22 protein-coding genes are annotated in these 26,021 nt (G+C 51.3%); 6 read left to right on the plus strand and 16 right to left on the minus strand.

Annotation, left to right across the window (positions count from 1 at the left end; all coding sequences use genetic code 11):
- Positions 1–327 precede the first annotated feature (327 nt).
- On the plus strand, positions 328–750 hold the full coding sequence (locus CLC93_RS13800) for an RNA recognition motif domain-containing protein (protein ID WP_095506571.1): 423 nt from the start codon (positions 328–330) through the stop codon (positions 748–750).
- A 47-nt stretch (positions 751–797) separates the two neighbouring features.
- On the opposite strand, the gene murI is transcribed toward CLC93_RS13800, so the two are convergent.
- Positions 798–1,562 carry a glutamate racemase gene (gene murI / locus CLC93_RS13805; protein WP_095506572.1) on the minus strand — a complete coding sequence of 255 codons (765 nt, stop codon included), beginning with the start codon at positions 1,560–1,562 and terminating at the stop codon, positions 798–800.
- A 139-nt stretch (positions 1,563–1,701) separates the two neighbouring features.
- On the opposite strand from murI, the gene trmA reads away from it, so the two are divergent.
- On the plus strand, positions 1,702–2,805 hold the full coding sequence (gene trmA / locus CLC93_RS13810) for a tRNA (uridine(54)-C5)-methyltransferase TrmA (protein ID WP_095506573.1): 1,104 nt from the start codon (positions 1,702–1,704) through the stop codon (positions 2,803–2,805).
- 17 nt (positions 2,806–2,822) lie between these two features.
- Here trmA and fabR read toward each other — a convergent pair whose 3' ends face one another.
- The gene (gene fabR, locus CLC93_RS13815) at positions 2,823–3,428 is read right to left on the minus strand and encodes an HTH-type transcriptional repressor FabR (RefSeq protein ID WP_095506574.1); all 606 of its coding nucleotides are present in this window, start codon (positions 3,426–3,428) and stop codon (positions 2,823–2,825) included.
- A gap of 164 nt (positions 3,429–3,592) precedes the next feature.
- On the opposite strand from fabR, the gene CLC93_RS13820 reads away from it, so the two are divergent.
- Entirely contained in the window at positions 3,593–4,681 is a 1,089-nt protein-coding gene (locus CLC93_RS13820; protein WP_095506575.1) for an acyl-CoA desaturase, read from the plus strand.
- Positions 4,682–4,686: 5 nt separating this feature from the next.
- Here CLC93_RS13820 and CLC93_RS13825 read toward each other — a convergent pair whose 3' ends face one another.
- Positions 4,687–5,817 (minus strand): pyridoxal-phosphate-dependent aminotransferase family protein, encoded by a 1,131-nt coding sequence (locus CLC93_RS13825; protein ID WP_095506576.1) that lies wholly within the window; start codon positions 5,815–5,817, stop codon positions 4,687–4,689.
- 467 nt (positions 5,818–6,284) lie between these two features.
- Between CLC93_RS13825 and CLC93_RS13830 the strand changes: the two genes are divergently transcribed.
- A complete protein-coding gene (locus CLC93_RS13830; RefSeq protein WP_095506577.1) occupies positions 6,285–7,133 on the plus strand; it encodes a leucine-rich repeat domain-containing protein in 849 nt (282 codons plus the stop codon).
- A 415-nt stretch (positions 7,134–7,548) separates the two neighbouring features.
- On the plus strand, positions 7,549–8,505 hold the full coding sequence (locus CLC93_RS13835; protein ID WP_095506578.1) for a ParB N-terminal domain-containing protein: 957 nt from the start codon (positions 7,549–7,551) through the stop codon (positions 8,503–8,505).
- A 308-nt stretch (positions 8,506–8,813) separates the two neighbouring features.
- Here the strand turns inward: CLC93_RS13835 and CLC93_RS13840 are convergent, their stop codons facing one another.
- The 8 genes from CLC93_RS13840 to ilvC form a co-directional block, all read right to left on the minus strand.
- Positions 8,814–10,415, minus strand: a complete 1,602-nt coding sequence (locus CLC93_RS13840) for a recombinase family protein (protein WP_095506579.1) — start codon at positions 10,413–10,415, stop codon at positions 8,814–8,816.
- A 95-nt stretch (positions 10,416–10,510) separates the two neighbouring features.
- Positions 10,511–12,538, minus strand: coding sequence for an elongation factor G (gene fusA / locus CLC93_RS13845; RefSeq protein ID WP_095506580.1), 2,028 nt, complete (start codon positions 12,536–12,538; stop codon positions 10,511–10,513).
- A gap of 111 nt (positions 12,539–12,649) precedes the next feature.
- Positions 12,650–14,182: a threonine ammonia-lyase, biosynthetic gene (gene ilvA, locus CLC93_RS13850; RefSeq protein ID WP_095506581.1), complete on the minus strand. Its 1,533-nt coding sequence runs from the start codon at positions 14,180–14,182 to the stop codon at positions 12,650–12,652.
- A 2-nt stretch (positions 14,183–14,184) separates the two neighbouring features.
- Positions 14,185–16,032 (minus strand): dihydroxy-acid dehydratase, encoded by a 1,848-nt coding sequence (ilvD, locus tag CLC93_RS13855; RefSeq protein ID WP_095506582.1) that lies wholly within the window; start codon positions 16,030–16,032, stop codon positions 14,185–14,187.
- A 41-nt stretch (positions 16,033–16,073) separates the two neighbouring features.
- Positions 16,074–17,003 carry a branched-chain amino acid transaminase gene (locus CLC93_RS13860; protein WP_095506583.1) on the minus strand — a complete coding sequence of 310 codons (930 nt, stop codon included), beginning with the start codon at positions 17,001–17,003 and terminating at the stop codon, positions 16,074–16,076.
- Between the two features lie 24 nt (positions 17,004–17,027).
- Positions 17,028–17,285 (minus strand): acetolactate synthase 2 small subunit, encoded by a 258-nt coding sequence (gene ilvM, locus CLC93_RS13865; protein WP_095506584.1) that lies wholly within the window; start codon positions 17,283–17,285, stop codon positions 17,028–17,030.
- A complete protein-coding gene (ilvG, locus tag CLC93_RS13870) occupies positions 17,282–18,943 on the minus strand; it encodes an acetolactate synthase 2 catalytic subunit (protein WP_095506585.1) in 1,662 nt (553 codons plus the stop codon). Before ilvG ends, ilvM begins: the two co-directional genes overlap by 4 nt.
- A gap of 300 nt (positions 18,944–19,243) precedes the next feature.
- Positions 19,244–20,722, minus strand: coding sequence for a ketol-acid reductoisomerase (gene ilvC / locus CLC93_RS13875; protein ID WP_095506586.1), 1,479 nt, complete (start codon positions 20,720–20,722; stop codon positions 19,244–19,246).
- A 128-nt stretch (positions 20,723–20,850) separates the two neighbouring features.
- Here ilvC and ilvY point away from each other — a divergent pair, with 128 nt between their 5' ends.
- On the plus strand, positions 20,851–21,726 hold the full coding sequence (ilvY, locus tag CLC93_RS13880) for an HTH-type transcriptional activator IlvY (RefSeq protein WP_095506587.1): 876 nt from the start codon (positions 20,851–20,853) through the stop codon (positions 21,724–21,726).
- 5 nt (positions 21,727–21,731) lie between these two features.
- On the opposite strand, the gene CLC93_RS13885 is transcribed toward ilvY, so the two are convergent.
- The 5 genes from CLC93_RS13885 to leuD all read right to left on the minus strand — a co-directional run bounded on the left by CLC93_RS13885 (position 21,732) and on the right by leuD (position 26,018).
- Complete coding sequence (locus CLC93_RS13885) at positions 21,732–22,052, minus strand: hypothetical protein (protein WP_095506588.1); 321 nt, start codon at positions 22,050–22,052, stop codon at positions 21,732–21,734.
- Between the two features lie 107 nt (positions 22,053–22,159).
- On the minus strand, positions 22,160–24,370 hold the full coding sequence (locus CLC93_RS13890) for a YgiQ family radical SAM protein (protein WP_095506589.1): 2,211 nt from the start codon (positions 24,368–24,370) through the stop codon (positions 22,160–22,162).
- Between the two features lie 83 nt (positions 24,371–24,453).
- Positions 24,454–24,954 carry a GNAT family N-acetyltransferase gene (locus CLC93_RS13895; protein WP_095506590.1) on the minus strand — a complete coding sequence of 167 codons (501 nt, stop codon included), beginning with the start codon at positions 24,952–24,954 and terminating at the stop codon, positions 24,454–24,456.
- A gap of 3 nt (positions 24,955–24,957) precedes the next feature.
- On the minus strand, positions 24,958–25,365 hold the full coding sequence (locus CLC93_RS13900; RefSeq protein ID WP_095506591.1) for an MAPEG family protein: 408 nt from the start codon (positions 25,363–25,365) through the stop codon (positions 24,958–24,960).
- A gap of 32 nt (positions 25,366–25,397) precedes the next feature.
- Complete coding sequence (leuD, locus tag CLC93_RS13905; protein ID WP_095506592.1) at positions 25,398–26,018, minus strand: 3-isopropylmalate dehydratase small subunit; 621 nt, start codon at positions 26,016–26,018, stop codon at positions 25,398–25,400.
- Positions 26,019–26,021: the final 3 nt, after the last annotated feature.

Here is a 26,021-nt window from a genome sequence, read left to right on the forward strand (position 1 = left end):
AACTAGGTTCTAGACCCTGCTGCAATCGCCTTGCGAAGCTGCTCTGCCGTGTCAGTGGATGCGCATTATAGGGAGCTCAGATTTGCGCGCAACCCCTTTTTCAAGAAAAAAGATCGCTTGGCGATCTTTTGCTCAAAACCGGGGATCCAACGGCCGTTTTGCTGAAATATTGAACTATCGTTCTTGGTTTATTGGACAAAAGCACAAAATTTGACGGGTTTTTGACCGTTGAGACTAGAGCCAAGGCCCAATTTTTATTAGTATCCTAGATTGCGCAACAGAATCTTGAAAGCGCTGCCACACAATAACAACATAAGAGAAATAATAATGGCGAAACCATTGTTGATTGCAGGGATCCTCGCGGTGATCGGCGCAGCCGTGATCCATTTTACCGGTCTTCTATCATCTGCCGCTTTAGCCTTTGCCCTTGGCGCCGTAGTAACGGCGTTGGTTTACCAATTCACCAGTTCAACCGATGTCGCTGAACAGAACAGCATGACCCTTTACGTTGGTAACTTGCCTTACCGTGTACACGAAGGGGAAGTTAAAGCCCTTTTCGCAAGCTACGGCTCGGTTCAGTCGGTACGCTTAGTTCGCGATCGCAAGACTGGACGCCGTAAAGGCTTTGGTTTTGTCGAGATGAACGAAGACGGTGCTAAAAAGGCGATGAGTAAACTCAACGACTTCATTTTCCAAGAACGCACTTTGAAAGTTCGCGAAGCCAAGTCGCAAGACAGCGATAGTAAATAAGCCTCAGTGCTAATGAAAACAAGCGCCTTTATGGCGCTTGTTTGTTTTTAAGAGGCGTAACTCTTTAAATAGGTATTGAGTGCTGGCGGCAATTCAGCTCGAGTATGGGAAAACTCGAATCTCTTATTAAAGCCAAAGTTCTCAGCATCCGTATCCACTAATAGCGCCGCAACCCGATTAGCAATCGCACGCCCCGAGTCCACAATGCGAGTCTCTTCACCAAGCACACTGGCTATTTCATCTCTTAATACTGGAAAGTGGGTACATCCCAACACCAAAGTATCGGCACCAGAGTTGCGAACATTGCTCAGTATCATCTCAAGCTCAACCATGTTCACCGGCTCGCCTGCCAGCTTAGCTTCGGCCATAGCCACCATTTCGGACGCGGCAAATAAGTGCACCTTACAGCCGTTGGCAAAGTCTTCTATTAACTGTTGGGTGTAATCGCGCTTGATGGTTCCTAAGGTTGCCAAAACCGCAATCGAATGATTTTGGGTGAGAGCCGCTGCCGGTTTGATAGCAGGTACCACTCCAACCACAGGAATGGCCAGTCGCTCGCGTAAACTTGGCAACACTAATGTGGACGCCGTATTACAAGCGACGACCACCATACCGGCTCGAGTGTTATCGACCGCTTTACATATTAGCTCGACACAACCATCCACCAATTCAGTTTCGGCCAATCGACCATAGGGCAGACGGGCATCGTCAAACAGATAGTGGATATCGAGCTTAGGCAGTTGGCTGCGGATCTCGGCTACAATGGATAAACCACCCACGCCGGAATCGAATACCAATATAGGAGCGGACACTGATGCTTCCTGCACAATTATTGATTGCCCGTCATTTTTCCACAGCTTTAGACAGGATACAAAGCGCAATCTAACACTGGACAAACACTAACCATTCGCTAGTATTCGCCAGCACATTCTGTCGACGGCTTAAACCACCATGAATTTAGACGATCTCAATCCAGCCAACTACCAAACTCAACTCGAGCAAAAAGCTGAGGAAGTCCGCGATCAATTCGCCGATTTTCGGCCACCAGCGCTAGAGGTATTTGCCTCTGAGCCTGAGCACTATCGCATGCGCAGCGAGTTTCGTGTTTGGCACGAAGGCGATGACCTGTTCTACATCATGTTCGACAAAGCCAAACAGCAGAAAGTACGTTGCGACCAATACTTGCCTGCATCGGCGCTGATAAATCAGCTAATGCCCAAGCTGATTGAAGCTTTGCGCCCTAACGAAGTACTGCGCCGCAAGCTATTCCAGGTGGATTTTTTGTCGACCCTGAGCGGTGAGATTTTGGTAAGCCTGCTCTACCACAAGCCGTTGGATGCCGAGTGGGAGCGCGAAGCTCGCGCTCTTAAAGAGCAATTGAGCAAAGAGTTCACCATTGACCTGATTGGCCGCGCCCGTAAGCAAAAGGTCATTATGGATCGCGATTACGTGGTAGAGCGCCTTAATGTCGATGGGCAGGAGCTTGTCTATCAGCAGGTGGAAAACAGCTTTACCCAACCCAACGGCAAAGTCGCCGTCAAAATGCTGGAGTGGGCCATCGATTGTACCCGCGACAGTAAGGGTGACTTACTCGAGCTCTACTGCGGCAACGGCAACTTCAGTTTGGCCTTGGCCAAAAACTTCGACCGAGTGCTAGCCACCGAGTTAGCCAAACCATCGGTTGAATCGGCTCAGTACAACATTGCCGAAAACAAGATCGACAACGTCACTATTATTCGCATGTCAGCAGAAGACTTTAGCCAGGCGATGGCTGGGGTTCGCGAGTTCAATCGCTTGAAAGGCGTGGATCTGAAAAGCTACGACTGTAATACCATTTTGGTCGACCCACCGCGCGCCGGTATCGACGACGAGTCACTCCAGCTAGTGAACCAGTACGACAATATTGTCTATATCTCCTGTAACCCAGATACGCTGGCAGACAATATGAACACTCTAAGCAAGACTCACGAAATTCATCGTTTTGCTTTGTTTGACCAGTTCCCCTACACCCACCATAAAGAAGTGGGTGTTTGGCTTAAGCGCAAAGCCAGCTAACCACTAGTGTTTAGGGCTTAGTGCTTAGGACTTAGTGCCTCAGCGCCTTTAGCCACCATGCGCAACTGCAGCACCAATCGCTCTTTGATGGGTTTGCGTTGCGCCGCTTTCATATCCAGCGCTTCCGCTCCCGAGTGAAATACCAAGGTTACTAGCGCTTCGGCTTGTGCCCAGGCGATGTCTTTGGGACGCTCCGCTTGTTGTTCAATGTAGTGGGCCAGCTCGGCAATGAAGTGGCCAATTTCTCGCGCGACCGCGGCGCGAAATGCTGGAGTGGTACCAGAACGTTCGTGTAATAGAATTCGAAATACGTTGGGGTTAGAGTCGAGCACTTCCATAAAGGTCTCGACGGAGTTGCGAATAACACTGCCACCACTGGCTGCGCGTTGACGACCTTTGCGCATTAACTGGCGCAGTGTCAATCCACCTTCGTCCACCATGGTCAGTCCTAGCTCGTCCATGTCTTTAAAGTGGCGATAAAAAGAGGTGGGCGCAATGCCGGCCTCGCGGGCGACTTCGCGTAAGCTCAAAGACGAAAAACTTCTTTCGGCGCTTAATTGGTTAAACGCAGCGTCGACTAGTGCCCGCCGTGTTTTTTCTTTTTGTTGCGCTCTTACACCCATGTCTCGTCCTAAATAATGCCATTTCGCTCAAGATGATAGCGTAAGCGGCAGTTAATTTCAGCCGCTAAAAAATGCGACTGAGATCAGGTTAGTACTTGCTATTGTGAGCTCAGCTGCCTAGATTAGGCTTACAGTTGTAAGCTTAAATAGAAAGGCATATAAAAATGAAAAAACCCCCGCTGATTTGGCTCAACCTGTTTATCTTCATAGGTAGCGCACTTATTGCTCTAGTCGGCGCGCCTATGTGGGCCTATCAAGTTGGATTTAGCGGCATAGAAATAGGCGTGTTTGTCGCCTTTATTCTGATGAGCGGCTTGTCGATTACCGCCGGCTATCATCGCCTCTGGTCACACAAGGCCTATCAAGCCAACCCTGTAGTGCGCTTTGTGTTTGCATTGGGTGGTGCATTGGCGTTGCAAAACAGTGCGCTGCATTGGAGCTCGGATCACCGCCGTCACCACAAGCACGTGGACGATAATGAAAAAGACCCTTACTCAGCCAAGATGGGCTTTTTCTACAGTCATATTGGCTGGATGATCCGCGAATATCACTCGCAGATTTACCACGACTACAGCAATTGCAAAGACCTGAAAAAAGATAAGATTGTGCAGTGGCAACACAAGCACTACTTGAAGCTCGCCTTTTTTATGAACATTTTGCTGCCAATGATCATAGGGTACTTCACAGGTTCAGTTCTAGGCATGCTGATTCTGGCCGGTGTCACCCGTTTGTTCTTGGTCCATCACAGCACCTTTTTTATCAACTCTCTGGCCCACATTTGGGGGCGTCAGCCATACACGGCTCGCAACACCGCCATGGACAACGACCTACTGGCCTTGCTGACCTTCGGCGAGGGGTATCACAACTTCCACCACATCTTCGAGTACGACTACCGCAACGGCATTCGTTGGTATCAGTTCGATCCAACCAAGTGGTTGATTTGGGCATTATCTAAAGTAGGGCTGGCCAACAAATTACGTCGCACGCCGCAAGAGCGCATCGAAGCCGCGAAAGCCAAAATGCAGCTGCAACGCCAAACCGAATTAGCCCGCAAGCTGGGTGATCAGAGTCTACTAGAGGTGTTGGAAGCCGAGTATGAGGTGTTGGTGGAGCGCCTAACCGCTTACTACCAGGCCAAGCGCGAAAAGTTAGGCAAGGACAGCCAACAAAAATTGGCTCAGTTAAAACAAGCCCTACAACAGCAACAACAGCTGTGGCGACAGTTGCAATTGCAACTGCCGCAACGAGCTTAATTAGCCTAGCGCAGTACCTGCTTTAAGGCCTGAAGGCAAAGCGCCACGTTCTCGGAGCGAGCGCCATAGCCCATCAGGCCGATTCGCCAAGCTTTACCCGCCAAATCGCCAAGCCCCGCACCAACTTCTAAATTGAATTCGTTGAGCAAGCGCCCTCGAATCGCAGCGTCATCGACACCACCGGGGACCTTAACCGTGTTCAACTGAGGCAAGCGGTAATCCGCTTCCACAATGAACTCGATATTCAAATCGGCCAAGCCAGCTGCCAAGGCCTGATGCTGAGCTTTATGACGCGCCCAGGCTTGCTCTAAACCTTCTTCAGCTAACAAGCGTAACGATTCGTGCAAAGCATAAAGCGCATTCACTGGCGCCGTGTGGTGATAGCTGCGTTTGCCATCGCCGCTCCAATAACCCATCACCAAGGATTGGTCTAAGAACCAACTCTGACATGGCGACTTGCGTGCTTTAATCTGCTCCACCGCGCGATCGCTAAAGGATACCGGCGATAAACCCGGCACACAGGACAAACACTTTTGCGAGCCCGAATAAATGGCATCAATACCCCACTCGTCCACTCTAAGCTCCACACCTCCAAGGGAGGTCACCGCATCCACAATCGACAAGCAGTCGTACTGACGCGCCAACGCAGCTAAGGTTTTGGCATCCGACAGCGCACCGGTAGAGGTCTCAGCGTGCACAAAGGCCACGAACTTGGCCTCAGGGTGTGCTTTTAGCGCCGCTTCAACCGCCGTAGGGTCAACCGGCTCGCCCCAAGCGTTGTCCACCACCACAGGTGTGGCGCCCACGCGCTCAACGTTTTGGCGCATGCGCTCGCCAAACACGCCGTTGCGGCACACAATCACGGTATCGCCTGGTTCCACTAGGTTCACGAAACAGGTTTCCATGCCGGCTGAGCCCGGCGCAGATACCGCCAGCGTCATTGGATTTTGGGTTTGAAAGGCGTATTGCAGCAATGCTTTTAGCTCGTCCATCATACGAATAAATTCAGGGTCGAGATGGCCAATGGTCGGTTTGGACAGCGCGTGTACCACCTGCGGATACACATCGGACGGGCCTGGGCCCATAAGCGTGCGTTGAGGTGGAAAGAAAGGCTTAATACTAGGTGCTGAGATCATTGGGGGTCTCCATTTTCCTTATTCTTTTGCAAACCAAACAGGTCGCAAAACAAACGGGTTGCAAATCAAACGGGTCGCAAACCAAACGAGCGAGCTAAACGCTGCGTCTTTACAGCGAGGGTAACAAGCGAGCCGCTTCAGGCAAGCCGCATGTCAAAGTTAGTATTTAAAATCATCAAACGGTCACTATTTACTCTCGCTTTAACGCATTGTAACTCAAAGTAATCGTCAAAACTCATGAGCTAATCTAAAGCACCCCCGTACCCCCATTTCGGTTTGGCCAAACACCCAAACGAGCGGTCCACACACCGGAGGGGAGTAAAAATATAATCTTGTCCTTAACCTGCCTATTGCTAACTCATGGCCTTCCTCCAACAAACCTAAGCTGATTAAATATTGAACTAAAAAGGTGGAAGCTATATTATCGAACTTGAAAGGAATCATAATGTTAAGAAGGACTTAGCTGTATGAAAACATACGCCAATATGAAGCTGCTCACCCCCATTATTCTTGGAATCACCCTCGCAGGCTGCTCCGACTCAAGCGATGAATCGCCCGACGTTGGTGCCTCTTTTACCAACCCAGAAATGCAAGCCTGCTTGGAGAGCTCTCTGTTACACCATACCTCTATTGAAGACATTTATTCATTTGATTGCGGAGTGCTTGAAAACCCGCTAGAGCTAAACCAGTTGCCAAACTTGAAGTCTGTGTATATCAGCCACGGTACTCACAGTAGTGACGCACTCGACCTAAGTGGGCTTACGACAATCACAAGGTTTTCGCTAAGGAATTACACGCTTGATAAGCTAATTCTTGGCGACAACCCAGCTCTAGAGTACCTAAGTGTCGTTCACTTAGAGTCTGAAGACATAGACAGCAGACTAAAAAACCTTGACTTGAGCGGGGCTACGGCAATCGATGATTTTCACCTACGAGGGACTACCATCGAAACGCTTGACCTAAAGTACAATCCAGAAGTTAGGAGCATGACTATTTGGGACTCAGCACTGAGCACTCTTTCGCTTTCCCAAGCCACTGAACTAGAGAGAATCACTATCTATGAATCCCAACTAACGAGTCTGGATACATCCGTAGCTTCCAACCTAGAAAGCGTAGCTGTAAGTCGCTCGCCATTGGCATTGGTTGACCCCAGCAACAACATTTATCTAACCCACTTTCAGGTTAACGACGGCCAGATAGAATCCGTACGCTTTGACAATCATCCATCCCTAATATGGGTCGACCTGAGGGGTAATCCACTCGACGAAGCTACCAAATCCCACCTAGACAGCCTTGGTATAGAGGCTCGCTACTAACAGAAACGGCAGCGGGTAGACGGGTAGTCCTACTTGTTTACTCGCATTTCCGAAGTGCTCTCGTATACTCCAAACGTTAGAAATCGCCTCCTAGCCCCTGCTATTAAGGCATCTTTGATATAAATTTTATATCTCCACCCCCCTTGAAAAATCCTCCCATCACGCGCACACGCACCATCCCAAAAACTAATCACAGGCCTTAAATTAGAGAAAGCTCCAGAAGTGTGAACCTCGCCATTGAACAATAATTCCTACTAGTATCTAATGGTAGTTGACCATAAGGTCAAGCTAAATTAAAACGTCTCAAATTAACCGGCGCACTTCCTGACATACTCTGGAGGTGGATTTTTTATGCAAAAAAACTGACAAGGCTAGCTCAAGATAAAGCTGGCCGACTATAGGAGGATTCGAAAGAATGACAACAAAAATCGTAAGTCTGAATCCAAGTACACTGATTCCTAATCAAGCCCGCGGATTCTTGCCTGACGGCTCAATATACTTGGACGATACAACTGTCGAGCAGTTACGAAAAGAGGAGCAGAAAGAGCCAATCTTGGTCTACTGTGTGCAGGGTGACTTCCATCTTGTTAATGGCCATCACCGTGCAGAAGCTTGCTCCCGTAACGATGTACCTGTTCTAGCTGAAGTACATCACGACAAGACCCTTTCAGATGTAAATCGTGACGCCTCATTATCTAATTTTCGCAATATAACCAATGCGTTGGTAGATAAGAGGCAGCGTGAGCACATGGTTTGGCACTTCTTGCGTAAAGGCTGTGCTGACGGTCTAACTCGCGACGATTTGTTTGAGCTGTTCGGCGGTGGTGATGTAACAGATAACGCTATCAAAGCTCGGTACACTGTTTACCGATTCTTGGTTGAGAATGGCTTGCCTGTTCCGCCTCGTTACGCAGAGGCTCAAGGCCAAAAGCGCGACTTTGAAAATGGTTTGTCTGATGGTCAACGCCATCGTATTAAGGCTGATATTGAGACCGTTAACTCTATACTCCGTGAAGTCCGAGACTTGGATAACGCATCCGCCGAACTGTTGATTAACGGCTTTTACAAGTTGGGCATCTTACGCCGTGTCGAGGTATCCAAAGCCGCTGCCAAAGAACGACAGAAACCAGAGTTTCAAGAATCTGTGACCCGACATAATGAAGCCCTGATTGAGTTCCAGCGTAAGCAACTAGTTGAACAAGAAACTGCTAAAATGCTGTTCTGTCTTACTAAGACCGCTGACCAAGCCTTGATTGACCGATTAGACCCAGTGACAGAGAAGCGTTTGTATAGCCAACTCAAAGATAAGTATGACCCTGAGCCCGAGTTTGTGGCTCCTCGCTGTCCTGATACTGGTGAAGTGTTGTTGTAGTAGCTAACTCTAAAATCGAAACCAAAATGACGCGGGCCGTAACTGGCATGGTTAGGTATCAGCCGCTGATATTATCTGACCTGACTGTACCGTGATAATCAAGGCGTAGTCTTTGGATGGGAGGGTAATGAGCCTGGCTCTGTTCGACCTGTTGCTCATGGTACAGTCATTCCTGATAGCAACATCTGATTCTGGCTACTCTAGACGAAACAAAGGGGCTTCCGTGATGGTTGCCCCTGTGTCTACTCTGTACAGGATTCTGTCTACTTTTTTGTGATGGTGACGAAATCCAGACAGGATTGAAGTCTTTACTCCGGCCTAGACCACTTCAACTTAGTCCGTCCTTTAACCTCGATGGATTCCACTTCCCCATTGTCTTTTCTTGTGGCCTTGACCAGCATCGTGAACTTACTCGGTTTCTCAATCACAATTTTGCTGAACGTCTGACACAGTAGTCGGTTGAACTCAATTCTCTCTTGAGTTTGAGAGGCGTCAACCACCTTGCCCATGTCGAGCGCGTTCCAGTCAATCTTTAACTGTGGGACGTCAATATTAGTTGGTTCCATGATTTCAAGCTCTGCTCTCTTAGCTTCCAGTCGAAGCAGTGCCGCCTCAAGTCCTTTTGATGGTTGCTGAACTATTTGCTCCACTAAGCGGTCGATGGATGTATCAAGTTTTGTGATTTCGCTATTAATCTGCGCCTGAGTCATCCCGTCTCGATTAGGTATCAAGTCAATTGTTTTACCCAGCACACACAAGGCATGGTCAAGCCTGTCGCTACTGGCTCCACCTCCTTTACACGTCTTCATCTCTGCATCAGTTGCCCTGAGGTGTTTAAAACCTGAGGCGCAGCGGTACACAATCTTACCGGTAGGTTTTGAGTCAACGGAATTGGGTGGGACGACTCTAAAGTTACTGACCATATTCGAGCCACAAACAGCGCAGACAAAAAGGCCAGCATATGGGTTGTAGAACTTAGCGCTAGTTCGTTTAACTGAACGCTCTATTCGTCTAGCCTGAAACCTCTCAAACTCTTCTTCGGTCAGCAGCCTTGGGTAATACCCAGTAATGGTGTGGCTTTCCCCTTTGAGGTTGATACGGTGCTCGCCAATCATAGCTCTACCGGTCCCGAAGAACTTCTGCATCCCTCTAGTTGACCATGGTTTACTTGGGTAGTCCCGTTTAAGTTGAGTGACTATTTCATCAATCGTCACGCCTTGGGCGTATTGCTGCGCTGCCCACTGAGCTGCATCAAACAGCTTTGACGGTCTAACATAGCCACTCTTGGCCGTTACCCAGAAAGGATGGCTATTGCCGTTTACCACTGCCTTTCGGTATCCGTCTTCATCAACGTCGAGTCCTGCTTGCGACTCTTGAATGCGAAGTCTAGCTGCCTGCGTAATCCGCTCAGATTTTTTAGCAGATTCTTGGTGCGCCAAATCTAGTGACAATGCCATTTTAATGATATCTGTTAGCCCTGATGTTGGGTCGGTCAGCGTTTTGGTATTGTCATACAGGTGGTTGTCCATTGAGGTGTAAATGCGCAGTCCTGCGTTGATTATGCTCATCAGCATAGGTACGGAGTCATACACCTTTTGGCGGCTTAACCGGTCGGCATTTGTCACAACCAGAATTGAGCCTTGTGCAATCTCACCACTGTGCAACAGGTTCAAAATTCTGCTTAACTCTGAGCCTTCTTTTAGGTTGTCTCCCTTGAACGCAGACTTACCCTCATCGGAAAACACTCGGTTATCGATGGGTAGTCCATGCTGTTCAGACAGGCGTTCTAGCAACGCTTGGTCGCGCTGTTGTTGCAGACCCGTACCGCTCACCTGTCGTTCAGTAGAAACGCGTTGATAAGTGATTATGGTTGGCTGTATAGCCAAGCGAGTGCTGTCTTCGGTGGTCATCTTTACCTCAAACTAGACCATTACTTAAAGACTAACTATAGCACTCGCTAAAGCTAAAGCGGCTCATGTTGTGGTTAAAGTGCGAAGCAGTCCAACTAGTCTTGTTGTTGCAAGTCTCGCTGCACCGTTTCAGGCACTATGTCGTAGCGGTTAAAGCTCATTTCAAACAAGCCCTCACCACCTGTCATCGACTTCAACCGAGTGGCGTAATCCGACAAGGTTGCCAATGGTGCCTCGGCGTTAATATCGACCTTTTGATTGGCCTTCGCTTCGGTACCACAGACCATGGCGCGATTGGCACTCAAGTCACCAGTGATGTCTCCCAGACGCTGCTGAGGTACGGTCACTTTAAGCTCCACAATCGGTTCAAGGATCACCGCATCGGCCAAGCGAGCGGCCTCTTGGAAGGCTTTCTTACCCGCCATCACAAAGGCAATCTCTTTCGAATCGACACTGTGGTGCTTGCCATCGAGCAAAGTCACCCGCACATCTTGCAGCGGGAAGCCGGCGACCACACCTTGAGCCATGGCTTCGCGAACCCCTTTCTCCACTGCCGGGATGAAAGGCCCGGGAACCGCACCGCCAACCACCTTACTGACAAACTCAAAACCCGCGCCGCGCGCCAGAGGTTCGATTTGAATCTCCACTTCGCCAAATTGACCGGCACCACCGGACTGTTTCTTATGGCGATATTTGGCCTTAGCGGGTTTTTGAATGGTCTCGCGATAAGCGACACTTGGCTCAGAGGTTTCCATGTCCAAATGGAAGGTATCATGGGCTTTTTCCAAGGCTACTTGCACGTGCATATCGCCCAAGCCACTTAACACCATTTGATGGTCGCGCTCGCTGTGACTGACCTGCAAGCTAGGGTCTTCGCTCACCAACTTACCCAGTACTTCGGCAATTTTTTGCTCATCGCCGCGACGTTTGGGCGTTAGCGCTAAGCCGTACAAAGGTTGCGGGAAGCGCAATTGGCGAGGATGCCAATCGTCAGCATCGTGGCTGGCGTGAACTATGGCGTCCACATGCAGCGCATCGATTTTAGTCAGAGCGACGATATCACCGGCCACGGCCTGTTCGACCTCGACCTGCTTTGCTCCTTGTAGGCGTAGAATGTGGTTTACCTTAATTGGCTTGCGCTCATCACCGACAAACAGCTTGTCACCATTTTGGATCTTGCCTTGAATAACCCGCAATGCCGCCACTTTACCCACGTAAGGGTCGATATTGATGCGGAAAACATGGGCCAACGCGGGCGCATCTACATCCGGCAGTAAATCTTCGACCTCGACGCTCTCGCCATCGCCCTGATACAGCTGCGGATGGGTACCTTCAAACGGGTTAGGCAACAGCATTTCCATCAACTGCAATATCGCTTCAATACCTATGTCTTGCTCGGCACTGGCAAAGCAAACGGGCACCAGATGACCGCTTTTTAGTGCCAATTCCAGCGGTGCATGCAACTGCTGCTCGGTAAGATTTTCACCTTGCTCGAGATACAGCTCCATCAGCGCATCGTCTTCCTCGACCACCACGTCCACCAGCGCGTCATGGCATTCCATCACATTGCCAAACAGCGGTGTACTTTGCGCTTCAGGGGCGAAATAGCAATCGGCGACGCCATTTTGTGTAGGCAAATTAACTGGCAAACAGCGACTGCCAAATCGCTGCTGAATTTGTGCCAGTAACTCAGGCAACTTGTCTGGATGACCGTCGATGTGGTTTATCACCATCAAAATCGCTTTACCCTGACGTCTGGCCTCTTCAAAGGCGCGCTGGGTTACCGCTTCGATACCCTGTCCGGCATTTATCACCAGCAACACAGACTCTACCGCAGGTAAGGGCAACATAGCGCGACCGAAAAAGTCCGGCAGTCCTGGGGTGTCAATCAAGTTAATGTGGCAGTGGTGATAATCGAGGTTTAGGAAGGATGGTTCGAGACTGTGATGATGTGCTTTTTCTTGCGCGGTGAAGTCCGCGTGATTAGTACCTTTGTCGACCCTGCCTCGACTGCGGATGGCTTGCGCCGCGTATAGCAGGGCTTCAAGTAGAGAGGATTTGCCACTGCCGGAGTGTCCGAGCAGAGCGATATTCCTCAGTTGGCGAGTTCCATAATCGGACATGAGGGGCCTCCTTGAGATCTCAAATCGCAACAACTAGAACCAGTATAGAAACTCGTGCAGCTAGGGACTTGATTCAGCTCAAGAAAAATGTCGCTTTTTTGAGCGATGCGATTAACTCAAAAACGCTTGATATCCGGGTGAGGTGCTCTCGTCTTGATAGACCAATCCGAGCTCTGTTAAAAACTGCTGAAACGCGCTTTGCTCAGCGTCTGGCACTTCAAAACCCACTAGCACGCGACCAAAGGCAGCACCGTGATTGCGGTAGTGAAACAAACTGATATTCCAGCGCCCGCCAAGGGTGGTTAAAAAGCGCTCCAAGGCTCCGGGATGCTCGGGAAATTCAAAACTGTACAAACGCTCTTTGATTTCTACCGGCGGTCGGCCGCCAACCATGTAGCGAATGTGCTGTTTGGCTATCTCGTCTTGGCTGAGATCCAACACGCGATAATCCGCCGCCTGCAAACGCTCAATCAGATCTTGCAGTCCCGACTGCTCAGGGCTGGTTCTAAGCCCGACAAACACTTGCGCTTGTTCACGACTGGAAAAACGATAGTTAAACTCGGTCACCGCGCGGCCGCCGAGCATTTGGCAAAAGGCCAAAAAGCTGCCGGGACGTTCGGGGATTTGCACCGCTAATACCGCCTCGCGGCCTTCGCCCAACTCGCAGCGCTCGGAAACGTAACGCAAACTGTGGAAATTGACATTGGCACCAGAAAGCACCGCCGCCGCCTGCTGATACTCTTCATCGGTTTCGGCCAAATAGCGCTTTAGTCCAGCTAAAGCCAGTGCTCCCGATGGCTCAGCAATGGCTCGAGTATCTTCAAAGATGTCTTTTACCGCAGCACAGATTTCATCGGAAGTAACGGTCACCACGCTATCCAAGCACTCTTGTGCCAATGCAAAGGTCTTCTCGCCAATGCGCTTGACCGCAACACCGTCGGCAAACAAACCCACTTGAGATAGATCCACCGGCTCGCCAGCATTAAGGGCTTGCTGCAAACAGGCCGACTCTTGCGACTCGACCCCAATCACTTTCACATGAGGTAGCAGAGCTTTGTAGTAAGCCGCCATACCCGCCGCAAGCCCACCGCCGCCGACCGGCACAAATACCAACTGAAGCTGACGGTTTTGCTGCACCATTTCTTGGGCCACGGTGGCTTGCCCAGCAATGACGTTGAGATCGTCAAAGGGGTGAATGTAACTACGGCCTTGTTGTTCAGACAGTGACTTGGCATGAGCATTGGCCTGATCGAAACTGTCGCCATGCAGCACCACTTCGGCACCTAGGTTCACAACCGCATCGACTTTGATGTCTGGCGTGGTGGTGGGCATTACAATCACCGCCGAACAGCCACGCGACTTGGCCGCCAGCGCCACCCCTTGAGCGTGGTTGCCGGCAGATGCAGCCACCACACCAGCATCAAGCTGAGCTTGAGATAAGTGAGCAATGCAGTTGTAGGCACCGCGCAATTTAAACGAGTGAACCGGTTGGCAATCTTCGCGCTTAAGTTGCACCTCAAGCCCTAAGCGTTGACCTAGCTTGGTCATACTTTGCAGCGGAGTCACCTCAGCTACGTCATAGACCTTGGCCAGTAAGGTTCGCTGCAGCATTTGTTGCGCGCTGGTCAACGCCGATTCAGGCATGGCTAGTCTCCTAGCTTTGACAAATCACGTACCGCGCCTTTATCGGCACTGGTGGCCAGTAGCGCGTAGGCTTTAAGCGCCGGAGACACCACCCGCTCGCGCTTCGCCGGCTTCCACGGCTGCGCACTTTGCTCCATCTCGGTGCGACGAGCCGCCAGCTCGTCATCGCTAACTTGTAATTGGATACTGCGGTTTGGAATATCAATAGCAATCGCATCGCCGTCTTTCACCAAAGCAATGGTGCCACCGGAGGCTGCTTCTGGTGATACGTGGCCAATGCTCAGACCCGAGGTACCGCCGCTAAAGCGACCGTCGGTGATCAAAGCACAGTCTTTGCCCAGACCGCGAGATTTTAGGTAACTGGTGGGGTAGAGCATTTCTTGCATGCCAGGACCGCCTTTAGGTCCTTCGTAGCGGATCACCACCACGTGCCCGGCTTTCACTTCACCACCAAGAATACCGGCCACCGCATCATCCTGACTTTCATAAACAATAGCGGTGCCATTAAACACCAAGCACTCTTCGTCTACGCCGGCGGTTTTTACGATACAGCCGTTATCCGCCAGATTGCCATTGAGTACCGCAAGCCCGCCTTCTTGGCTAAAGGCTTTGTCTAAACGGCGAATACAACCGTTTTCACGGTCCACATCTAACGTGTCCCAACGACAAGACTGCGAGAAAGCCTTGGTGGTTGGAATCCCCGCAGGCCCGGCGCGATAAAAGTCTTTGACGGCATCGCTAGCACTTTGGCAAACGTCGTACTCAGCCAATACTGCTTCGAGCGAATCACCGGCCACATGGCCCACTTGAGTGTGCAGCAAGTCCGCCCGTTGCAGCTCGCCCAAAATCGCCATCACCCCACCAGCACGGTGCACATCTTCCATGTGATAGTCTGGTGTCGACGGGGCCACTTTACACAGATGAGGCACGCGGCGAGACATGCGGTCGATGTCGTCCATGGTGAAGTCCACACCGGCCTCTTGGGCCGCGGCTAGCAAGTGCAGCACGGTATTGGATGAACCGCCCATGGCGATATCCAGCGCCATGGCGTTTTCAAAGGCTTGGAAGTTGGCGATGTTGCGCGGCAGCACACGCTCGTCATCGTTTAGATAGTAACTCTGACAAAGCTCAACGATGCGCTTACCGGCAGTCAGAAACAGCTGCTCGCGATCGGCGTGAGTGGCCAACATGGAACCATTGCCCGGTAGGGATAAACCCAGGGCTTCGGTTAAACAGTTCATCGAGTTGGCGGTAAACATGCCCGAACAAGAGCCGCAGGTAGGACAGGCGCTACGCTCAATCGCCTTGGTATCCTCATCGGAGACAGACTCATCGGCGGCGGCCACCATGGCATCCACCAAGTCGAGCTTAATTAGTTTATCCGACAGACGCGTCTTACCCGCTTCCATCGGACCGCCAGAGACAAACACCACAGGAATGTTTAGACGCAGCGCGGCCATTAGCATTCCCGGAGTGATTTTGTCGCAGTTAGAAATACACACCATGGCATCGGCACAGTGGGCATTGACCATGTACTCCACCGAGTCGGCAATCAACTCGCGGCTGGGCAGACTATACAGCATGCCGCCGTGGCCCATGGCAATACCGTCATCCACGGCAATGGTGTTGAATTCTTTGGCAATGGCGCCGGCCTCTTCAATAGCACCGGCCACCAACTGACCCATGTCCTTTAGATGGACATGGCCAGGAACGAATTGAGTAAAGGAATTCACCACCGCAATAATGGGTTTGCCAAAGTCCTGTTCTTTTACCCCTGTCGCCCGCCATAGGGCGCGAGCGCCGGCCATGTTGCGGCCTTGAGTACTGGTGGCTGAACGTAGTTTTGGCATGGTCAATTCCTTACATCTAATTCGGAGTTACATGGGAGTCGTTAGGCTTCGTTGACGTAATCTAGCCAACCCCATTTGTCTTCAGTGGTGCCATCAAACAGACCAAAGAAGGCTTTTTGCATTTGCGCTGTGATCGGGCCGCGTTTGCCCTCGCCCACAGGTATTTGGTCAACGCTGCGAACCGGTACGATCTCGGCAGCGGTGCCTGTCATAAAGATCTCATCCGCTAAGTACATAGATTCGCGCGGCATGGCTTGTTCTACCACCTTGAAACCCGCTTCTTGAGCCAAAGTCATGATGGTGTCGCGAGTAATGCCCGGCAAAATCGCCGCGGTCACAGGTGGGGTGTACAAAACGCCATTTTTAACGATGAACAAGTTCTCACCGGCACCTTCAGAGATGCAGCCATTGTTATCCAGAGCGATGCCTTCTTTATAGCCGTGGCGCTTGGCTTCGCGAGAGATCAATTGAGAAGATAGGTAGTTACCACCGGCTTTGGCACCGGTAGGCATGGTGTTTGGTGCTAAGCGGTTCCAAGAAGTCACAGCCACATCAACACCGGCTTCCATGCTCTCTTCGCCCAAGTAGGCCCCCCATTCAAACGCCGCAACAATCACTTCAGCATCAGCGTCTAGCGGTGGGGTTAGGCCCAGACCCACATCGCCAATAAAGGCCATCGGACGAATATAAGCACTGCTTAGATTGTTCTTGGCAACCGCATCTTTACAAGCTTGGTTGATCGCTGCCTGATCATACGGCACGTTCATGCGATAGATTTTGGCCGAATCGAACAAACGCTGGGTGTGCTCTTTTAAGCGAAACACCGCGGGTCCCTTTGGCGTGTTGTACACGCGCACGCCTTCAAACACAGAAGAACCGTAGTGCAAAGCGTGAGACATCACGTGCACAGTCGCTTCTTTCCAAGGGATAAGTTTGCCATTAAACCAAATGTATTCTGCCGTTGTGGACATGCTTATTACTTCCTATTTTTTTAGTTATGCCGTTGCGCTGGCTTGCATGGTTTCCAACTGTGCAACCTGACACTCGTTAACGTCAACCAGTTTCAGCAGTTGATGTTGCAATAATTGTATAGAGCGTTGCGAACAGACGGTGAGCTTCATTACGCCAGCATTGGCACTAGGGTAGCGCATATCCATCTCGGTTACCGCAAAACCTCGATGACGAGTGACACGAAGGATCCGCTCCAATACTTCCGGGCGAGAACGAAACTGTACTGTTAGCTGATGATTCATGGGTTTGCCTCCATCATTTGCGAGTTTGCAGCACCTGGCGGTACCAAAGGCCAGACTTGTTCAAATTCGGGAATACACACGTGCAAAATGAACGCGTGCTCTGAGTTCAGCAGCGCGTTTAAGCCCTGCTCTACTTGGTCGGCACGCTCGATGCGCATGCCGTCGATATCAAAGGCCGCCGCTAGCGCCACAAAGTCCGGGTTATCGGATAAATCGGTTTCGCTGTAACGGGCTTCAAAGAAGAGTTCTTGCCATTGGCGCACCATGCCGAGACGCTGGTTGTCCAACAGTAAAATTTTCACCGGTAATTTACGGCGCTTAATGGTGGTCAGCTCTTGCACGTTCATCATGAAAGAACCGTCGCCGGATACCGCCACCACTTGCGCTTGCGGGCGCGACAGCTGAGCACCAATTGCCGCTGGCAGACCAAAGCCCATGGTGCCCAAACCGCTGCTGGACAGGTGATCTTCGGGACGGCGGAACCACATGTGTTGTGCCACCCACATCTGATGCTGGCCCACATCGCAGCTCACGACAGAGTCACCACTCAAGCGATCCGCTAGACTTTTCAGCAAAGCTGGCGCGTAAATACTCTCACCATCCGTGCTGTAACCTTCTGGGTAGCTCACCGCGCCTTCGGCTTTTAATTGTTCACAGGTTTTCTGCCAATCGCTGATGGTCAGTTTTGAGCCAATGGCGGTTAACGCTTGAGACAAATCGCCAATCAGCGACACATCGGCGGCGCGACGCTTGTCGATTTCGGCCGGGTCGATGTCGATGTGTATTACCTTGGCATTCGGTGCGAATTCTTCGAGCTTACCCGTGACACGGTCGTCAAATCGGGCACCGGCGACCACTAACAAATCGCACCCCTGCACCGCCAAGTTAGCCGCTTTGCCGCCGTGCATGCCCAGCATGCCTAAAAATCCTGGCATTGTCGGTTGCAGGCAGCCGATGCCTTTAAGCGTGGTCACCGAAGGGATGCCGGTTTGTTTGATAAAGGCTTTCACTGCGGCAGTAGCACCTGAACTCACCGCACCGCCGCCCAAATACAGAATCGGCTTGTCAGCATTGGCCAGCAGCTCACGTGCCTCACTCAGCTTTTGCTCTTCCAAACTAGGGGCTTCGTCGGCCAATAACAGCGGTGCTTTGTAATCGATCATCGCCTGCTGCACGTCTTTGGGCACATCCACCAACACAGGGCCTGGACGACCACTCGCCGCCAGCTCAAAGGCTTGATACAGAGTGTCCACCAACTCGTTGGGCTCGGTCACCAAAAAGCTGTGTTTAGTGCAAGATAGCGACATCCCCAACACGTCCATTTCCTGAAAAGCATCGGTGCCAATGAACGGACTTGGTACTTGGCCGGTGATCGCCACCATGGGAATTGAGTCCATCATGGCATCCGCCAACGCAGTCACTAGGTTGGTGGCACCTGGGCCTGAGGTGGCCAAGCAGACTCCGGTGCGACCAGAAGCGCGGGCGTAACCCAGAGCGGCAAAGGCCGCGCCTTGTTCGTGACGACAAAGTAAATGATCCAGCGGATGCTCGTGCAGGGCATCGTACACCGGCATAATGGCTCCACCTGGGTAACCAAATACGGTGCTCACCCCGTGGGCGGCAATCACTCTGAGTATGGCTTCGGCACCTGTAATCATTCGACTCTCTCACGTCTCGATGAACATAAAAAAACCCCCGCTTGGGTTGCAAGCGGGGGTTTGATGTTTGGGTTATTTAAGCGCTACATTTGGCTAAACCCTATCCCCCGCTCGGTGATAATAATCACCACGGTAATCACTAGTAGGACTAGTTGAGATAGGTTTAAAGCTGGCATTTAGTTACCTGTGAAAGCTTGTCGCTTCGCTTAAATTATTCAGTTGATTCTTAAGTTGTAACAAAGCCACCTAATTTGCACAAGCGCGAATTTTGCATCTTGAGCAAATTAGGCTTTAATCGCCTTAATCTAGCGCAATTTGCTTCATTGCAGTCATATATCCACGCAATTCTTCGCCAATCACTTCCACTGGGTGGTTGCGAATGGCCGAGTTAACCGCGATCAATTGCTGGTTATCGACACTGTTGGTGCCCAAATCCAAGCCTTTGCCTACGATTTCGGCAGGCAATGACATCACGTAGTCGCGCAACAGTGGCAGTGCAGCGTGGCTGAATAAGTAACAACCGTACTCTGCGGTATCACTAATAACCACGTTCATTTCATACAATCGCTTGCGTGCAATGGTGTTGGCGATCAGTGGGGTTTCGTGCAACGACTCGTAGTAAGCCGATTCTTCGATGATGCCCGCAGCCACCATAGTGTCAAACGCCAACTCAACGCCGGCTTTACAGATAGCCACCAAAAAGATGTTCTTATCGAAGTAGTCCTGCTCGTCGATTTCACCATCGTAGACTGGTGCTTGCTCGAAGCTGGTGTCGTTGGTTTGAGCGCGCCAGGTCAACAGGTTAATGTCGTCATTGGCCCAGTCTTCCATCATGGTGCGAGAGAACTCACCGCTGATGATGTCGTCCATGTGCTTTTCAAATAACGGACGCATACCTTTACTTAGCTCATCGGCCAACACATAGGCTTGAATTTTGGCTGGATTGGATAGGCGGTCCATCATGTTTGTGATACCACCGTGTTTCAGCGCTTCGGTGATGGTCTCCCAACCCTGCTGAATCAACTTAGCGGCATAGGCTGAGTCCATGCCTTCGGCCAGCATTTTCTCGTGAGCCAAAATCGCACCGGTTTGCAGCACGCCACACAAAATGGTTTGCTCGCCCATCAAGTCAGACTTCACCTCAGCGATGAACGACGAGTGCAACACACCAGCGCGATCGCCACCGGTGGCAGACGCGTAGGCTTTAGCGGTGGCCAAGCCAATCTCTTGTGGGTCGTTTTCTGGGTGAACCGCGATCAAGGTTGGTACGCCAAAGCCGCGCTTGTACTCTTCGCGAACCTCGGTGCCAGGACACTTAGGCGCTACCATGATGACGGTAATGTCGTCGCGAACCTGCATGCCTTCTTCAACGATGTTAAAGCCGTGGGAGTAGCTAAGTACCGCGCCTTGCTTCATCAAAGGCATTACGCTTTTAACCGCGTTGGTGTGCTGCTTATCAGGAGTCAGGTTCAATACCATGTCCGCTTGTGGAATAAGCTCTTCAATGGTGCCAACCGCAAAACCATTGCTGGTCGCTTTTTGGTAAGAAGCGCGTTGCTCGGCAATGGCTTCGGCGCGCAGGGCGAACGAAATGTTCAAACCACTGTCACGCATGTTCAGACCTTGGTTGAGGCCTTGAGCGCCACAGCCAAGGATCACAATGTTCCAGTCCTTAATGAAGTTACAGCCATCAGCGAACTCGCTGGCATCCATGAAACGACATTGACCTAATTGGGCCAACTGCTCGCGTAAACTCAAAGTATTAAAATAGTTCGCCATAACTGCTCCAACTGCTTTTAACGGACGGAAAGTGTGATTGTTTGAATAGACTATAACCTAGCAAAATTCTTGCTTGAAATGATATATTCGAAACTACTGATTGCACAAAGTGAAATAATATACGGATCATGGACATACGATCGCTGCGCCTGTTCTTACACTTAAGCCAAACCCTGCATTTCGCCAAGACTGCGCAACAGATGCACGTAAGCCCTTCGACGCTTAGCCGCTGCATTCAGCGCTTAGAGGAGCAAGTCGGCCAACCGATACTCAAACGCGACAATCGCACCGTCACTTTGACCCACGCCGGCATCGAGTTTTTGAAGTTCGCCCGTCAAACCTTGGACAACTGGCAGTCGCTAAAACAGCAAATTGCCGACTCTAGCGGCTTTGTTACCGGTGAGCTTAAGCTGTTTTGCTCGGTGACCGCGGTTTATAGCCACCTGCCCGGCATCCTTGAGCGCTTTCGCCAAGACTATCCCAAGATTGAAATTCAGCTGACCACTGGCGACCCGTCACTAGCAGTGGATTTGATTCAGCGCAACCAGGTGGACGTGGCAATCACCGCTCACCCAGATGTACTGCCCGAAGCCGTGTATTTCAGTGAGCTCGACGAGATTCCATTACTGGTAATTGGTCCAGCGCTGGCCGGTTCGGTGAATAGCCTGATTAGCCAAAGTCAGATCCCTTGGGCCGAGCTGCCGTTTATTTTGCCGGATCACGGACCCGCTCGACGTCGCGCCGACGCCTGGTTTAAAACCATGGAGTTTGAACCGAAAATCTACGCTAAAGTCAGCGGGCACGAAGCGCTTGTGAGTATGGTGGCCCTGGGTTGTGGAGTGGGGATTGCACCGTCTGTGGTGGTGGACAACTCGCCGGTGAAAGACAGGATTACCACTTTGCCATCCAGTGCCAATATAGAGCCCTTTACTATTGGCGTGGTGGCGCAAAAGCGGCGAGTGCAAGACCCGATATTGGCGGCCTTTTTGTCTATCGTGAATTAGGTTTACTAGCGGCTAAGTCGTTGGGCCAACCAAGCCAATTGTTGCGACTTGCTGCAGCTCTGAAAAAAGCTGCGCTGCACTTGGCTTAGCTCTAGCCACCAGTATTTGACGGCTTCCCATTGGACCAACACCCACACGAAAGCGGCGATCACCGTGCACAGCTGGTAAAAGTTGGCATCGAGCCAAAACTGTGGAGTTGGCCAATAAGCAATGACTGGAATAAGCGCAAAAATCCACAGCGTATTGCCGTACTTGCGACTCCAAAGTCGATGCATCAAGGTCGGGCTTTTTACACACAGACTCAGGTAAGCCAACAGCTGAGACATAGCTAATTACCATCTAGCCAAGGTTAACGAATGGTAACAATAGTGCCGCAAATACAACTTCATATCAACGGTCATTTAATTCCGCTAACAATACAGTTGGTTATGGGTTACTGACCCGCACGGCTTCGGTGTGGCTTGGTTGGTTTACGCCCGCCCTTAGCCGCAGGTTTTCCCTTAGGCTTGAATGGCTTACCCGCATGAACCCCGGTGTGCTTGGTAGCAGCAGGGCGGCTCTTGCCATTGGACGGCTTGCGACCGGAATGGGTTTTACGGTCTTGGCGTCCCGCTGGCGGCACCAAATGCTGTGGGCCGTTACCAATCAAATCGGCGCGTCCCATATTTTGCAGCGCTTCGCGGATCAACGGCCAGCCTTCTGGGTCGTGATAACGCAACAAGGCCTTGTGCAGGCGACGTTGGCGGCCTTTTTTAGCCACAGGCACATCATCGGCACCGTGCTTGACCTTAGTCAGCGGGTTTAGCTCGGCGTGATACATGGTGGTGGCGTTGGCCATAGGAGATGGGTAGAAGTTCTGTACTTGGTCCAGCTTGAACTTCTCTTGCTTGAGCCACAGCGCCAAATTAACCATGTCCATGTCTTCGGTGCCCGGGTGGGCCGAAATGAAGTAAGGGATCAGGTACTGTTTTTTGCCAGCGGCTTTCGAGTACTTATCAAATAGCTCTTTGAACCTGTGATAGGTGCCCATGCCAGGCTTCATCATCATGTTCAAAGGACCGTCTTCGGTGTGCTCGGGAGCAATTTTCAAATAACCACCGACATGGTGCTCCACCAGCTCTTTAACGTACTCAGGATCTTCGATTGCCAAGTCGTAACGCACCCCAGAGGCAATCAGGATTTTCTTAATGCCTGGCACTTCACGGGCGCTGCGATACAAATCAATGGTGTGTTTGTGGTCGGTTTTCAAGTGACCACAAATGCTTGGGAACACGCAAGAGTAGCGGCGACAAGTGGACTCGGCTTTTTCCGAATCACAACCCAGGCGATACATGTTGGCGGTTGGCCCACCAAGATCCGAGATAACTCCGGTAAACCCTGGTACTTTGTCGCGAATTTGCTCAATCTCGCGAAGAATCGAATCTTTAGAGCGGTTTTGAATGATGCGCCCTTCGTGCTCGGTGATCGAGCAGAAAGAACAACCGCCAAAACAGCCTCGCATGATGTTCACTGAGGTTTTAATCATGTCGTAGGCAGGAATTTTTGCCTTACCATAGGCCGGGTGGGCAACGCGTGCGTAAGGCAGGTCAAACACCCAGTCCATCTCTTCGGTGGACAATGGGATTGCCGGCGGGTTAACCCACACACCGCGATCGCCGTGGGGTTGGAATAGTGCACGTGCGCAACCCGGATTGGTCTCTTGGTGCATCACGCGTGAAGCATGGGCGTACAGGTACTTATCGTCTTTTACTCGCTCAAACGCTGGCAGCAAAATGTACTGCTTTTCCCAAGGCTTGGGCTTGGGTGGCTGTACGGTAATCGCTTTGGCCGAGTCGTTGTCGAACACTTTAACTTCGGACGGACCCGAGAGGTTCTGACAACCCACATCATCCGCCCCGTAGGGATTGGGAATCGGGTCGATGCGCTTGAGTTGGTCAAGCTTACGCGAGTCCATGCCACCCCAGTTGGCCAGCGGCTGCTTTTGAATCACAGCGGTACCGCGAACATCGGTAATATCCGCAATCGCCTCGCCTTGAGCCAAACGATAAGCCACATCCACCAGCGGACGCTCGCCGTTGCCATAAATCAGTAAGTCGCCTTTGGCGTCAAAAATCACCGAACGGCGCACCTTGTCTTGCCAGTAATCGTAGTGAGCGATACGGCGCAAACTGGCCTCAATTCCACCTAAGATCACTGGCACTTCTTTATAGGCTTCTTTACAGCGCTGGGTGTATACGGTCACAGCGCGGTCTGGACGCTTCCCGCCTTCGTTGTTGGGCGTGTAAGCATCGTCGTGACGTATTTTTCGATCAGCCGTGTAGCGGTTGATCATCGAGTCCATGTTGCCGGCGGTCACGCCGAAAAACAGCTTAGGACGGCCAAGGCGCATAAAGTCGTCTTTGCTGTGCCAGTCCGGTTGCGCGATGATCCCCACGCGATAGCCCTGAGCTTCGAGCATACGGCCAATCACCGCCATGCCAAAGCTTGGGTGATCCACGTAGGCATCACCGGTCACCAAAATAATGTCGCAAGCATCCCAGCCCAACTGACCCATTTCCTTCTTGGACATGGGCAAAAATGGCGCGGCGTCAAAACACTCGGCCCAGTATTTGGGGTATTCAAAAACCGACAAAGGCGCTTGCATAGGGACTCTCTAAGGCTAGTAAGGCCGCGGATTGTAGCAGCCTTACCGGTAAAGTACGAGGGTGTTGGATAAATTTTAGACAGCTACTGAGCTAGCTTCAAACCGAGAATAGTAAGACTGACTTTGCCCTGCGGCATGGCGGCCAGCTCAGGCAGTTGTCCCCAAGCTGAAAAACCAAAGCGCTCAAACAAATTAATGCTTGGCGTATTGTGGGAGAAAATGAAGGCCAGCAGGGTTTCAAGCCCTAAGCTTGGCGCTTTTGAAATGGCGTGTTTGAGCAGGGTTTTAGCCACGCCTTTGCCTTGAGCGCTATCCGCCACATAAATCGCTACTTCGGCGGTGATTTGATAGGCGGGACGTCCGTAGAAATCTCGAAGACTACACCAGCCCAGTATTTGCCGCTTCTCTTCAAGTACCCACAGCGGGCGCTTGTCGTGATGAGCCTCAAACCAAGCCTGACGGCTAGCCACGGATACCGCTTGAGTATCGGCAGTGGCCAATCCGGCGGGAATGCTTTGATTATAGATATCGACTATCGCTGCCAAATCGGTCTGGGTAGCGTGGCGAATTTGACCCCTGGTCATGATTTATCCTGCGAACGCGCTCGCGACGAAATTAACTATGTTCAGACCTGCTAGAACCACCAGAATAATCCAAGTGAGCAGAGTGCCCCAAAAACGGCCGAAGTGAACCGCACCGCGGCCTTGCACTAAGCCAATGGGGTGAAGCACACGAGCGATAATCCAAGCACTACCAATGGCGTGTAACCAAAGCGGAGACGTGCCTTGCGCCTCGGCGCTGACTAACATAAGCAACACAAATGGGGCGTATTCAATCAGGTTGGCGTGGCTGCGAATGTGCAGACGCATCTCCTTATTGTCACCATCGCCAACGCCGATTCTAAATTTGCGACGTCTTGCCACCACCTGATAACCCAGTGCCAAGGCGATAAGTGCAGTTAGAGCGATATACAACCCGCTGATGGCCAATTCCATTTGTGTGCTCCTGTTATTTTTCTAGTTCGAGCTTAGCTCGGGTTTGGCGCCCCCTGCCATGCCGGTAGGCTTTGCGCGTGGGCGTCGATAGCGGCTTGATGCTCTAGGGTTAATCCAATCGCATCCAGACCTTTTAGTAGATTATGCCTAGCAGCTTCGGCCAAGGTAAAGTCGAACTTTTTACCATCGGCACCAATCACTTGGCAGTTTTCTAGGTCAACTTCGATTTGCTGGGGCTGACTAGTGTCCATCCCCGCCAGCAGTTGCTGGATTTCTTCTTCGCTCAAACGCACCGGCAGCATGCCAATGTTTATTGAGTTGGAGTAGAAGATATCGGCAAAGCTTGGAGCAATAACCGCGCGAAAACCATAGTCGGCCAGCGCCCATGGGGCGTGCTCACGCGAAGAACCACAGCCAAAGTTGTCACCGGCAATCAAAATGGTCGCGCCCTGGTGCTTGGGCAAATTCAGCTCAAACTCAGGGTTGGGCTGGTCACCCGCTTCGTCTAGGTAGCGCCAATCGTGGAACAAGTGCTGGCCAAAGCCTTCGCGAGTTACTTTCGACAAGAACTGCTTAGGAATGATCTGGTCGGTGTCGATGTTGTTGTGCAACAACGTGGCGATCGTGCCTTTATGCTTGGTGAATGCTTGCATGGG

Origin of the sequence: Paraferrimonas sedimenticola (assembly GCF_002282855.1) — a bacterium.
Lineage (GTDB): Bacteria > Pseudomonadota > Gammaproteobacteria > Enterobacterales > Shewanellaceae > Paraferrimonas > Paraferrimonas sedimenticola.